Origin of the sequence: Blattabacterium cuenoti (assembly GCF_014252415.1) — a bacterium.
In the GTDB taxonomy this organism is placed as follows: domain Bacteria; phylum Bacteroidota; class Bacteroidia; order Flavobacteriales; family Blattabacteriaceae; genus Blattabacterium; species Blattabacterium cuenoti_Y.
Genome location: NZ_CP059223.1, coordinates 423195 through 436595, shown reverse-complemented (window position 1 = coordinate 436595; position 13401 = coordinate 423195). Strand labels below are relative to the sequence as shown.

10 protein-coding genes and 5 tRNA genes are annotated in these 13401 nt (G+C 26.1%); all 15 read left to right on the top strand.

The genetic code is table 11. The annotated features are described in order from the left end of the window. The first annotated feature begins 1 nt into the window (after position 1). Positions 2 to 631 (top strand): lipoprotein signal peptidase, encoded by a 630-nt coding sequence (locus tag H0H33_RS02190; protein ID WP_185877781.1) that lies wholly within the window; start codon positions 2 to 4, stop codon positions 629 to 631. 102 nt (positions 632 to 733) lie between these two features. After that, positions 734 to 807 (top strand) — tRNA-Thr (locus H0H33_RS02185). Positions 808 to 826: 19 nt separating this feature from the next. Then, positions 827 to 911: transfer RNA gene (locus H0H33_RS02180), tRNA-Tyr, on the top strand. Positions 912 to 922: 11 nt separating this feature from the next. After that, positions 923 to 996, top strand: a tRNA-Gly gene (locus tag H0H33_RS02175). A 25-nt stretch (positions 997 to 1021) separates the two neighbouring features. Next, a tRNA-Thr gene (locus H0H33_RS02170) sits at positions 1022 to 1096 on the top strand. A 29-nt stretch (positions 1097 to 1125) separates the two neighbouring features. Further along, positions 1126 to 2313 carry an elongation factor Tu gene (gene tuf, locus H0H33_RS02165; RefSeq protein ID WP_185877780.1) on the top strand — a complete coding sequence of 396 codons (1188 nt, stop codon included), beginning with the start codon at positions 1126 to 1128 and terminating at the stop codon, positions 2311 to 2313. 15 nt (positions 2314 to 2328) lie between these two features. Beyond that, positions 2329 to 2402 (top strand) — tRNA-Trp (locus H0H33_RS02160). A gap of 42 nt (positions 2403 to 2444) precedes the next feature. After that, a complete protein-coding gene (secE, locus tag H0H33_RS02155) occupies positions 2445 to 2630 on the top strand; it encodes a preprotein translocase subunit SecE (protein WP_185877779.1) in 186 nt (61 codons plus the stop codon). Positions 2631 to 2642: 12 nt separating this feature from the next. Next, complete coding sequence (gene nusG, locus H0H33_RS02150) at positions 2643 to 3191, top strand: transcription termination/antitermination protein NusG (protein ID WP_185877778.1); 549 nt, start codon at positions 2643 to 2645, stop codon at positions 3189 to 3191. Between the two features lie 7 nt (positions 3192 to 3198). Further along, positions 3199 to 3627 (top strand): 50S ribosomal protein L11, encoded by a 429-nt coding sequence (gene rplK / locus H0H33_RS02145; protein ID WP_185877777.1) that lies wholly within the window; start codon positions 3199 to 3201, stop codon positions 3625 to 3627. 4 nt (positions 3628 to 3631) lie between these two features. Next, positions 3632 to 4330, top strand: a complete 699-nt coding sequence (locus H0H33_RS02140) for a 50S ribosomal protein L1 (protein ID WP_185877776.1) — start codon at positions 3632 to 3634, stop codon at positions 4328 to 4330. Beyond that, complete coding sequence (rplJ, locus tag H0H33_RS02135; RefSeq protein WP_185877775.1) at positions 4317 to 4856, top strand: 50S ribosomal protein L10; 540 nt, start codon at positions 4317 to 4319, stop codon at positions 4854 to 4856. Before H0H33_RS02140 ends, rplJ begins: the two co-directional genes overlap by 14 nt. A 67-nt stretch (positions 4857 to 4923) precedes the next feature. Next, positions 4924 to 5298 (top strand): 50S ribosomal protein L7/L12, encoded by a 375-nt coding sequence (gene rplL / locus H0H33_RS02130; RefSeq protein ID WP_185877774.1) that lies wholly within the window; start codon positions 4924 to 4926, stop codon positions 5296 to 5298. 16 nt (positions 5299 to 5314) lie between these two features. Beyond that, on the top strand, positions 5315 to 9130 hold the full coding sequence (gene rpoB, locus H0H33_RS02125; RefSeq protein ID WP_185877773.1) for a DNA-directed RNA polymerase subunit beta: 3816 nt from the start codon (positions 5315 to 5317) through the stop codon (positions 9128 to 9130). 24 nt (positions 9131 to 9154) lie between these two features. Next, entirely contained in the window at positions 9155 to 13390 is a 4236-nt protein-coding gene (gene rpoC, locus H0H33_RS02120) for a DNA-directed RNA polymerase subunit beta' (RefSeq protein ID WP_185877772.1), read from the top strand. Positions 13391 to 13401 lie beyond the last annotated feature (11 nt).

Genomic DNA, 13401 nt, shown 5'->3' with positions numbered 1-13401 from the left:
TTTGAAAAAAATTTTTTTAATAATTTTACCAATTATATTGGTTGATCAATTTCTTAAAATTTATGTAAAAACTCATTTTAAATTAGGGGATGGATATTATATATTTCCTTTTTTCATGATTTTTTTTATAGAAAATCCTGGTATGGCGTATGGATTACGAATTTCTTCTGGTTATAACGGAAAAATATTATTAAGTATTTTTAGATTTATTTTAGTTTTATTTATATTATTATTTCATATAAGAAATGAAAAAAAAAATATTAACAGAGATTTAACAATACCTACTTGTTTAATATTGTCAGGTGCTATAGGTAATTTTTTAGATAGTCTTTTATATGGAGTATTATTTGATACTGGAACTACATACAATAAAGAATATGAACAATGGATTCCTTATTCAGGAGTATCTAAATTAAATTTTTTTTTAAAAAAAGGTTATTCATCCTTCATGGAAGGATGTGTTGTTGATATGTTTTATTTACCTATAATAGATTTTTTTTTACCTAAGGTAATTCCTTTTTTTGGAGGATATCATTTTCAATTTTTTAAACCTATTTTTAATTTATCTGATATTTTTATATCTATTGGTATTATTTCAATTTTTTTTTTAAAAAAAAAATTAATAAAGTGAATTTTTTTTAACATCTATTTATTTTTGATAATTATAAAAATCTCCATAGATTTGTATTGTATTGATTTTTTCATTATTACGTGTTATTAATAATAATTTTTTGCCGGTGTAGCTCAGATGGTTAGAGCACGTGATTTGTAATCTCGGGGTCGTGGGTTCGAATCCCTCTACCGGCTTTAAATTGATAAAAGAGAGGGGGAGATACTCAAGCCTGGTTAACGAGAACAGACTGTAAATCTGTTGACGAATGTCTTCGTAGGTTCGAATCCTACTCTCCCCATATTTTTTTTAGCGGAAGTAGCTCAGTTTGGTAGAGCTTCAGCCTTCCAAGTTGAATGTCGCGGGTTCGAATCCCGTCTTCCGCTCTAATATAATTAATTACGATTATTGGCCAATGTAGCTCAGTAGTGGTAGAGCACTTCCTTGGTAAGGAAGAGGTCACGGGTTCAACTCCCGCCGTTGGCTTTTATTTGAACTCAACTTAAATAATAGTTATGGCAAAAGAAAAATTTAAAAGAGATAAACCACATTTAAATATAGGTACTACAGGGCATGTTGATCATGGTAAAACTACATTAACTGCAGCAATTACAAAAGTTTTATCCGAAGAAGGTTTAGCAGAAGAAAAAAGTTTTGATGCTATTGATAATGCTCCAGAAGAAAAAGCTAGAGGAATTACTATTAATACCTCTCATGTAGAATATGAAACATTAAAAAGACATTATGCACATGTAGATTGTCCTGGACACGCAGATTATATTAAAAATATGATAACAGGAGCAGCGCAAATGGATGGAGCTATTTTAGTAGTCGCTGCTACAGACGGACCTATGCCTCAAACTAGAGAACATATTTTATTAGCACGTCAGGTTGGAGTTCCTAAAATCGTAGTTTTTATCAACAAAGTAGATCAAGTAGATGATTCTGAATTATTAGAATTAGTAGAAATGGAAATTAGGGAATTACTTTCTAAATATGAATATGATGGAAATAAAATACCTATAATAAAAGGATCTGCTTTAGGAGCACTAAATGGAGAAAAAAAATGGATAGATCGAATTAAAGATTTAATGAATACATTAGATGAATATATTCCTGTTCCTATTAGAAAAATGGATAAATCATTTTTAATGCCTATAGAAGATATTTTTACTATAACAGGAAGAGGAACGGTAGCTACTGGAAGAATAGAAAGTGGAATAATTAACACTGGTGATACGGTAGAAATAATAGGTATGGGTAAAAATAAATTATCTTCTACGATAACTGGAGTTGAAATGTTTAGAAAAATTTTAGATAGGGGACAAGCTGGAGATAATGTAGGATTATTATTACGTGGAATAGAAAAAAAAGACATTTGTAGAGGAATGGTTATTTCATCTCCTAATACTGTAAAACCTTATCAAGAATTTAAAGCAGAAGTCTATATTTTAACAAAGGAAGAAGGAGGTAGACATACTCCTTTTCATAATAAATATAGACCTCAATTTTATTTGAGAACAACAGATGTTACAGGCGAAATTAATCTTCCAAAAGGAATTGATATGGTAATGCCAGGAGATAATATAACTATGATAGTTAAATTACATCAACCTATAGCTTTAAATAATAAATTAAGATTTGCTATTAGAGAAGGAGGTAAAACAGTTGGAGCAGGACAAGTAATAGATATTATTAAATAAATTTTGATAAAAAAAACGGATGTAGCTTAGATAGGCAGAGCGTCGGTCTCCAAAACCGAAGGTCGTAAGTTCGATTCTTACCATCCGTGCTAATTAAAAAATTATGATAATGTAATATTTACTACAAAAAAATGAAAAAAAACAATTTTTTTTATGAGATTTATAAAGAATTTTTTTATTATATTACTTGGCCTAAATGGTATGAATTACAAGAATCAGCTGTATTAATTGTTTTTTGTTCTGTATTTTTATCCATATTTTTATATGGAGTAGATGGTTTTTTTATTTTCCTAATAAAAAAATTTTTTTCTTTATAATATTTTTACCTAATGAATGATATAAAAAAAAAATGGTATGTTATTAAAACCATTAGTGGAAAAGAAAGTAAAATAAAATCTTACATAGAAAGTGAATTGATTAATAATGGATTTAAAAATGAAATAGGAAAAATTTTAGTTCCGATAGAAAAAATTTTTCAAATTAGGAAGGGAAAAAAAATTCATAGAGAAAAAGCATATTATCCAGGATATGTCATGATAGAGGCAAATTTAGAAGGAGAGGCATTACATGCTATTAGAAATGTTCCTGGGGTTATAACTTTTTTAGGAGAAGGTAAAGGAAGTAGATCAAATCCAGTTCCTATGAGAAAAGAAGAAGTAAGTAAAATTTTAGGAAAAATGGAATATAATTCATATGAAAATATGAATGTATCTTTTGTAGTAGGAGAAACAATTAAAGTTATAGATGGACCATTTAGTGGTTTTAATGGAACTATAGAAAAAATAAATGAAGAAAAGAAAAAATTAGAATTAGCAGTTTTGATATTTGGTAGAAAAACTCCATTAGAATTAAATTTTACTCAAATAGAAAAAATTTAAGGTATATATGGTTAATAAAAAAATTATAAAAAAAATTAAAATTCAAAAAATAAATGGAGGAAAAGCAACACCAGCCCCCCCAATTGGTCCAATATTAGGAAGTTCTGGTGTAAATATAATGGAATTTTGTAAACAATATAACTCAATTACTAATAATAAATCTGGTATCATTTGTCCAGTTGTGATAACTGTATATGATGATAAATCTTTTTCTTTTAAAATAAAAAATCCTCCTGTTTCTTTTTTTTTATTAGAAATATTAAAAAAAGAAAAAGGCTCTAAAGAGCCTAATCGTATTAAAATTGGAAGAGTAAGTTTAAATGATATAAAATTAATAGCTGAAAAAAAAATGAGTGATTTAAATTGTTTTTCTATTGATAGTGCTATATCAATAATAACTGGGACAGCAAAATCTATGGGGATTGAAATTTATTAAAATTATGTCAAAAAAAAAATTAACTAAAAATAGAAAAAAATTTTTATCAAAAATTTATAAAAAAAATTTTTCTTTAGAAGAATCTTTATCAATTATTAAACAAATTGGTTTTGCTAAATTTGATGAATCTGTAGATATATCAATTCGTCTTTGTAAAAATAATAAAATAGGAAATAATAATATAAAAGGAATAGTTGATTTACCTCATGGAACAGGTAAAAAAAATTGTATACTAGCCATAGTTACCGAAGATAAAAAAAATGAATCTAAAAAAGTAGGTGCTACTTATGTAGGATTAGATTATATAGATAAAATAAATTCAGGATGGTGGGATAATAAAATAAATAGTGTTATTTCTATGCCATCTATCATGAATAAATTAAATATGATAAGTAAAATTTTAGGTAGAAAAGGATTAATGCCAAATAATAAGTATAATACAATTTCTTCAGATCCAGAAATTTCTATAAAAAATATTATTTCTGGAAGAGTATTTTTTAAATCAGATAAATATGGTATTATTCATTCTTCAATTGGTAGAAAATCATTTTCTAATAATTTTTTATTAGAAAATATAATGGTATTTGTCAAAGAATTTATTAAAAAAAATTATAATTATCATATAAAAAATATTTATTTATCAACCACTATGAGTTATAGTATTTTACTTGATCAAAAAGTTTTTCTAAATGAAAGAAAATAAAAATAATAAAAAAGATATTTTACTAAATTTAAATAAAATACTGTCTAATAGTAATACTATATATTTAATGGATTTTTTTAATTTAAATGCTAATCAAACATTTTTTTTAAGAAAAAGTTTTTATGAAAATGGAGTTAAAATGATAGTTGTAAAAAATTCTTTACTAAAAAAATCTATAAAAAATATAAAAAATAAAAAATTAAAATCATTTTTACCTTTTTTAAAAAAAAATACTAGTATTTTATTTTCAAACAATAATTTAGGAAAAATTGTATCAATAATTATTAAAAAATTTCATTCTATGGAAAATATAAAAAATCCTATTTTAAAAATAGCATATGTTCAAAACGATTTTTATATTGGAAACAATAGCCTAGATTTACTTGTAAATATTAAATCTAAAGAAGAATTAATTATTGATATATTACATAATCTAATAAATCCTTTAAATAATACTATTTTATCATTATCAAAAATATCAAACCAAATATATGATATTTTAAAATACTTATCTATTAAGAAATAAGTAATATAAAAAAATAACAAATTATAATAATAAAAAAAAATAGAAAAAAATTGTAAAAAAAAGTAAAATGGTAGAAAAGTTAGCAGAACAATTGGTAAATTTAACTATAAAACAAGTTAATGAATTAGCAGAAATTTTAAAAAAAAAATATGGAATAAAACCAAATGTATTTCAAAGTTTACAAATAAATTCAAATAAAAATAAAGATCAGGAAAATGAAAAAAAACAAAAAAATATATTTGATATAATTTTAAAATCTTCTGGTAGTTCTAAGCTTTCTGTAGTTAAATTAGTAAAAGAAATTACTGGTAAAGGGCTGAAAGAGTCTAAAGATTTAGTAGATAATATACCTAATACTATTAAAGAATCTGTTAGTAAAGAAGAAGCAAATATTTTAAAAGAAAAATTTGAAAATATAGGAGCTCAAATTGAACTTAAATAAAAATATAAATTGACTAGTGAATACAGATAAAATATCAGAAAGAATAACTTTTTCATCAATAGCAAAAAGAGTAGATTATCCAGATTTTTTAAATATTCAGATTAAATCATTTAAAGAATTTTTTCAATTGGATACTAAACCAGAAAGTAGAAAAAATGAAGGATTATTTAAAGCATTTATGGATAATTTTCCAATTTCTGACGCAAGAAATTCATTTGTTTTAGAGTTTAAAGGATATTCAATAGATACTCCAAGGTATTCTATAGAAGAATGTATTGAAAGAGGATTAACATACAGTGTACCATTAAAAGCTAAATTAAAATTATACTGTACTGATCCAGAACATGAAGATTTTGAAACTGTTTGTCAAGATGTATATTTAGGAACGTGTCCATATATGACTCCTTCTGGATCTTTTATATTTAATGGTGCAGAAAGAGTTATAGTTTCTCAATTACATCGTTCTCCTGGAGTTTTTTTTGGTCAATCTCATCATGCAAATGGTACTAAATTATATTCGGCAAGAATTATTCCATTTAAGGGATCATGGATAGAATTTGCTACGGATATAAATAATGTTATGTATGCATATATCGATAGAAAAAAAAAATTACCTATGACTACTTTATTAAGAGCTATAGGTTATGAAAGGGACAAAGATATATTAAGGATATTTAACTTATCAGAAGAAGTTAAAATAAAAAAAAATAATATAAAAAATATCATAAATAAAATTTTGGCTGAAAGAGTATTGAGGATATGGCATGAAGATCTTGTAGATGAAGATACTGGAGAAGTAGTAACCATAGAGAAAAATAAAATTCTTATTGAAAGAGATACTTTATTAAAACAAGAACATATAGATATTATTTGTAATTATAATATAAAAACTATTTTTTTGCACAAAGAAAATGGTAAGAAAAAAGATTATTCTATTATATATAATACTTTATATAAAGATCCTACAAATTCTGAAAAAGAAGCAATAGAATACATTTATAGGCAATTAAGAAATACTGAACCACCTGATGAAGAAACAGCTAGAAATGTGATAGATAAATTATTTTTTTCTGATTCTAGATATAGTTTAGGTCCTGTAGGAAGATATCGTTTAAACAAAAGACTTGAATTAAATATTGATCAAAATCATTTAGTTTTAACAAAAAAAGATATTATAGCCATAATAAATCATTTAAATGATTTATTTAATTCCAAAAAAGAAATTGATGATATAGATCATCTCTCTAATAGAAGAGTAAGAACAGTTGGAGAACAATTATATACACAATTTAATATAGGATTAGCTAGAATGGCTAGAACTATAAGAGAAAGAATGAATGTTCGTGATAATGAAGTTTTTATGCCTGTTGATTTGATTAATGCTAAAACTTTATCATCTGTTATTAATACTTTTTTTGGAACAAACCAATTATCTCAATTTATGGATCAAACTAATCCTTTATCTGAGATTACTCATAAAAGAAGGTTATCTGCTTTAGGTCCAGGAGGATTATCAAGAGAAAGAGCTGGATTTGAAGTAAGAGATGTTAATTATTCTCATTATGGAAGATTATGTCCTATAGAAACCCCAGAAGGTCCAAATATTGGTTTAATATCTTCATTATCTGTTTTTGCAAAAATTAATAGTATGGGATTCGTTGAAACTCCTTATAGAATTGTAAAAAATAATAAAGTAGATTTATTACAATTAGTAAAATATTTAAGTGCAGAAGAAGAAGAAGGAAAAATTATAGCTCAAGCAAATTCTATCAATAAAAATGGAAATTTTCTCTCAAATAGAGTTATAGCAAGAAAAGATGGAGATTTTCCAATTGTAGAATCTAGTCAAATTGATTATATAGATGTAGCTCCTAATCAAATAGCTTCTATATCTGCATCTTTAATACCATTTTTAGAACATGACGACGCAAATAGAGCACTTATGGGATCAAATATGATGCGTCAAGCTGTACCTCTATTAAAACCAGAATCACCAATAGTTGGAACTGGATTAGAAAAACAAGTAGCAAAAGATTCTAGAATTTTAATTAATGCCGAAAAAAATGGAACAGTAGAATATATGGATGCAAAACGAATAATTATTCGTTATGATAAAACAAAAACAGAAGAGTTGATTAGTTTTGACTCAGATATAAAAATTTATGATCTTATAAAATTTAGAAAAACAAATCAAAATACATGTATTAATTTAAAACCTATTGTTAAAAAAGGTGAAAAAATAAAAAAGGGGCAAATTTTATGTGAAGGATATGCTACAGAAAATGGAGAGTTAGCTCTTGGAAGAAATTTAAAAGCTGCATTTATTCCTTGTAATGGATATAATTTTGAAGATGCGGTATTAATTTCTGAAAAAGTAGTCAGTGAAGATTGGTTTACGTCTATTCATATTGATGAATATTCTTTAGAAGTTCGTGATACAAAATTAGGAATGGAAGAGTTAACCAATGATATTCCTAATGTTAGTGAAGAAGCTACTAAAAATTTAGATGAAAATGGGATTATTAGAGTTGGAGCTGAAGTAAAACCAGGGGATATTTTAATAGGAAAAATTACTCCTAAAGGAGAAACTGATCCTACCCCAGAAGAAAAATTATTAAGGGCTATTTTTGGGGAAAAAGCGGGTAATGTAAAAGATGCTTCTTTGAGAGCTGAGCCGTCCTTATTTGGGATAGTAATAGATACTAAACTTTTTACCAGAAGTATAAAGAATAAATCTTCTAGAGAAAAAGATAAAATTTTAATAAATTCTTTAGAAAAAGAATATAAAAATAAATTTTCTAATCTAAGAACAAAATTAATAAATAAATTAGTCACAATTTTAAATGAAAAAAAATGTTTTAGTTCTATTTATGATAAAAATGGAAATAAAATTGTAAGTCATGGAGAAAATTTAAATAAAAAATTATTTGATAGTATATCAGATTATACAAGTATTAATTTCGATAAATGGACAGATGATGATATTGTTAATGATTTGATATTAGATATATTTCATAATTATATGATATCAATAAATGAATTAAATAGTAGTTTAAAACATAAAAAATTTTCTATTACGGTAGGTGATGAATTACCATCTGGTATTGTTAAAATGGCTAAAGTTTATATTGCAAAAAAAAGAAAACTAAAAGTAGGAGATAAGATGGCAGGAAGACATGGTAATAAAGGTGTAGTAGCTAGAATTCTAAGAGTAGAAGATATGCCTTTTTTAGAAGATGGGACCCCAGTAGATATAGTATTAAATCCACTAGGAGTTCCATCCAGAATGAATATAGGACAAATATATGAAACTGTATTAGGTTGGGCAGGTTATAAATTAAACATAAAATTTTCTACTCCTATATTTGATGGAGCCACAATAGATCAAATATCTAATTATACTAAAAAATCAGGGATACCTAAATTTGGGACTACATATTTATTTGATGGAGAAACAGGAGAAAGATTTGATCAACCTGCTACTGTAGGATATATATATATGTTAAAATTAGGACATATGGTTGATGATAAAATGCATTCTCGTTCTATAGGTCCATATTCTTTAATTACACAACAACCTTTAGGTGGTAAATCTCAATTTGGAGGACAAAGATTCGGTGAAATGGAAGTATGGGCATTAGAAGCATTCGGAGCAGCAAATATTTTAAGAGAAATATTAACTGTAAAATCAGATGATGTTGTAGGAAGAGCTAAAACTTACGAAGCTATAGTTAAAGGAACAGAAATGCCTAATCCTAATAATCCAGAATCTTTTAATGTATTATGTTATGAATTAAAAGGTTTAGGATTAGATATTAACTTGGAGGAATAGAATATTATATTTGGATTATCAATTATGAATAAAAATAAAAAATTTAGTAAAATTACAATTCGATTAGCATCTCCAGAAGTTATATTAAAGGAATCTAATGGAGAAGTTTTGAAACCAGAAACTATAAATTATAGAACACATAAACCAGAGAGAGACGGATTATTTTGTGAACGAATTTTTGGACCAGTAAAAGATTATGAATGTGCTTGTGGTAAATATAAAAGAATTCGATATAAAGGAATAGTTTGTGATAGATGCGGAGTAGAAGTTACTGAAAAAAAAGTTAGAAGAGAACGTATGGGTCATATCAGTCTTATTGTACCTGTTGTTCATATATGGTGTTTTCGTTCGTCTCCAAATAAAATTGGATCTTTACTAGGTCTTTCATCAAAAAAATTAGAGATGATTATATATTATGAGAGATATGTTGTAGTTCAAGGAGGTATAGCTGTACGTACGGATGGTAATTTTTATAAAAAAGGAGATTTTTTATCCGAAGAAGAATACTTAAGCGTATTAGACAAACTTCCAAAATCTAATCAAGATTTAGATGATGTAGATCCAAATAAATTTATTGCAAAAATGGGGGCTGAATGTGTAAAAGATTTATTAAATAGAATTGATTTAGATTTATTATCTGAAGAACTAAGAAATCAATCTTTTAATGAAACATCAAAACAGAGAAGAATAGATGCGTTAAAAAGATTACAAGTAGTAGAATCATTTAAAGAAGGAAAAAAAAAGGGTAGTCATCCATCTTGGATGATTATAAATGTTTTATCTGTAATTCCCCCAGAATTAAGACCTTTAGTTCCTTTAGATGGAGGTAGATATGCAGCATCTGATATGACAGATCTATATCGTCGTGTATTGATAAGAAATAATCGTTTGAAAAGACTTATAGAAATAAAGGCTCCGGAAGTTATTTTGAGAAATGAGAAAAGAATGTTACAAGAAGCTGTAGATTCTTTATTTGATAATTCAAGAAAAATTTCTGCAGTAAAATCAGAAGGTAATCGTCCTCTTAAATCTTTATCTGATTCATTAAAAGGAAAACAAGGACGTTTTAGACAAAATTTACTTGGTAAAAGAGTTGATTATTCTGCTAGATCTGTTATAGTAGTAGGACCTCATTTAAAATTACATGAATGTGGATTACCTAAAGATATGGCAGCAGAATTATATAAACCATTTATTATAAGAAAATTAATTGAAAGAGGTATCGTTAAAACAGTTAAATCTGCTAAAAAAATTATTGATAATAGAAAAGAAGTTATATGGGATATTTTAGAGAATGTATTAAAAGGACATCCTATTTTACTAAATAGAGCACCTACTTTACATAGATTAGGTATTCAAGCATTTCAACCTAAATTAATAGAAGGAAAAGCAATCCAACTACATCCACTAGTTTGTTCTGCTTTTAATGCAGATTTTGATGGAGATCAAATGGCAGTTCATTTACCATTGTCAAATGTTGCAATACTAGAATCTAAATTATTGATGTTAGCATCTCAAAATATATTAAATCCTGCTAATGGATCTCCTATCACTGTTCCTTCTCAGGATATGGTATTAGGATTATATTATATGACTAAACCATTATTATCTGATTCTAACAATAAAATAAGAGGAGAAGGTAGTATTTTTTATTCTTCGGAAGAAGTAGAGATAGCATATAATCAAAAATCAATTGATTTACATGCGTTAATTAAAGTAAAAGTAAATATTAGAGAAGATAATAAATTAATTAGCAAATTAGTAGAAACAACAGTGGGTAGAGTTTTATTTAATCAAGTTGTACCAAAAAAAGTTGGTTATATTAACGAATCTCTTACAAAAAAATCATTAAGAGAGATAATAGGAAGAATATTATATATTACTAATATTCCTACTACTTCTAAATTTTTAGATGATATTAAAAAATTAGGTTTCTATAACGCATTTAAAGGTGGACTTTCATTTGGACTTGGAGATATTATAATTCCTGATAATAAAAAAAATATGGTAAAACTTGCTATACAAAAAGTGGACAATGTTAAATCAAATTATAATATGGGGTTAATAACTAATAATGAACGTTATAATCAAATTATAGACATATGGACAAACACTAATTCATTACTAACTGAAAAAGTAATGAAATATATGCGTGAAGATCGACAAGGTTTTAATCCTATTTATATGATGTTAGATTCTGGAGCTAGAGGATCAAAAGAACAAATAAGACAGTTATCAGGAATGCGTGGATTAATGGCTAAACCTCAAAAAACTGGGGCTTTTGGTGGAGAAATTATTGAAAATCCTATATTATCTAATTTTAGAGAAGGATTATCTATTTTGGAGTATTTTATATCTACTCATGGTGCCCGTAAAGGTTTAGCTGATACTGCATTAAAAACTGCAGATGCAGGATATCTTACAAGAAGATTAGTAGACGCAGCACAAGATGTAATAATTAAAATAGAGGATTGTAATACCTTGCGTGGATTAGAAATATCTGCTCTAAAAAAAAATGAAGAAATAGTAGAAACTTTATTTGATAGAATATTAGGACGTACTTCTTTAAATGATATTTTTTCTATAGAAAAAAATGAAATATTAATAGTAAAATCAGGGGGGATTATTGATGAAAATATAGCTAAGAATATTGAAAAATCAGGACATCTCTCTATAGAAGTACGATCTCCTTTAACTTGTGAAGCAAAAATGGGGATATGTGCTAAATGTTATGGTAGAAATTTATCAACAGGAAAAATAGTACAAAAAGGAGAGGCAGTAGGAGTTATAGCAGCTCAATCTATTGGTGAACCTGGAACTCAATTAACTTTAAGAACTTTTCATGTAGGTGGTACTGCAGGTAATATAACAGAATCATCTCAAATAATTAGTAAATATGATGGATTTATAGAGTTAGAAGATTTAAAAACTGTTAAGGTTAATAAAAACTCAAAAGAAATTGATATAGTTGTATCAAGAACAACAGAAATGAAATTATTAAATAATGATAAATCATCAATTTTAATGATAAATAATATACCATATGGAGCATATTTATATGTTAAAAATGGGGATTTTGTAAAAAATGGGGATATTATATGTAAATGGGATTTATATAATGCAGTAATAATTGCAGAATTTTCTGGAAAAATATCTTATCAACATTTAGAACAAGGGGTTACTTTTCAAGTAGAGGTAGATGAACAAACAGGATTTCAAGAAAAAGTTATTACTGAAGTAAGAAATAAAAATCTAATTCCAACATTGAAAATTATTGATATTCATAATAATAATGATGAATTAAAAATATATAATCTACCTGTAGGCGCTCATTTAATGGTAGCTGATGGGGAAAAAATTGAAATAGGAAAAATTTTAGTAAAAGTTCCTAGAAAATCTGCTAAATCAGGAGATATTACCGGAGGATTACCTCGTTTATCTGAATTATTTGAAGCACGTAATCCATCTAATCCTGCTGTAGTATCGGAAATAGATGGAATTGTTAGTCATGGAAAAATAAAAAGAGGTAATAGAGAAATTATTGTAGAATCTAAAAATGGAGATATTAAGAAATATTTAGTTAAATTAACTAATCAAATTCTTGTTCAAGAAAATGATTATGTTAAAGCAGGAGTTCCTTTATCAGATGGAGCAATAACTCCAAATGATATTCTTAACATCAGAGGTCCTAGAGCTGTTCAAGAATATTTAATTAAAGAGATACAAGAAGTATATAGATTACAAGGAGTTAAGATTAATGATAAACATTTTGAAGTCATTGTTTTACAAATGATGAGAAAAGTAGAAGTAATAGAATCTGGAGACTCTAAATTTTTAGAGGGAAATATTGAATATAAAGATGATTTTATAGAAGAAAATGATAGAATTTCTCAATTAAAAATTATAGAAAATTCTGGGGAGTCTGAGATTTTTAAACAAGGAACTATGGTTAGTTATAGAGATTTTAGAAATGAAAATGCAATATTAAAATATAATAATAAAAAAATAATGAAAATAAGAAATGTAATACCAGCAACAGCTAGACCAATATTACAAGGAATTACAAGATCAGCATTACAAACAAAATCATTTATTTCTGCAGCTTCATTTCAAGAAACAACTAAAGTTTTAAGCGAAGCTGCGATAAGTAGTAAAACTGATTATTTACATGGATTAAAAGAAAATGTTATTGTAGGACATAAAATACCTGCAGGAACTGGATTAAAAGAATATGAAAATATTCATATAGATATACCTTAAAAAATTTTTAT

Bases quoted from the DNA above. Each gene is read 5' to 3' on its own strand.
- nusG (WP_185877778.1), top strand. From the start codon at position 2,643: ATGAATGATATAAAAAAAAAATGGTATGTTATTAAAACCATTAGTGGA.
- tuf (WP_185877780.1), top strand. From the start codon at position 1,126: ATGGCAAAAGAAAAATTTAAAAGAGATAAACCACATTTAAATATAGGT.
- H0H33_RS02140 (WP_185877776.1), top strand. From the start codon at position 3,632: ATGTCAAAAAAAAAATTAACTAAAAATAGAAAAAAATTTTTATCAAAA.
- secE (WP_185877779.1), top strand. From the start codon at position 2,445: ATGAAAAAAAACAATTTTTTTTATGAGATTTATAAAGAATTTTTTTAT.
- rpoC (WP_185877772.1), top strand. From the start codon at position 9,155: ATGAATAAAAATAAAAAATTTAGTAAAATTACAATTCGATTAGCATCT.
- rplJ (WP_185877775.1), top strand. From the start codon at position 4,317: ATGAAAGAAAATAAAAATAATAAAAAAGATATTTTACTAAATTTAAAT.
- rplL (WP_185877774.1), top strand. From the start codon at position 4,924: ATGGTAGAAAAGTTAGCAGAACAATTGGTAAATTTAACTATAAAACAA.
- rplK (WP_185877777.1), top strand. From the start codon at position 3,199: ATGGTTAATAAAAAAATTATAAAAAAAATTAAAATTCAAAAAATAAAT.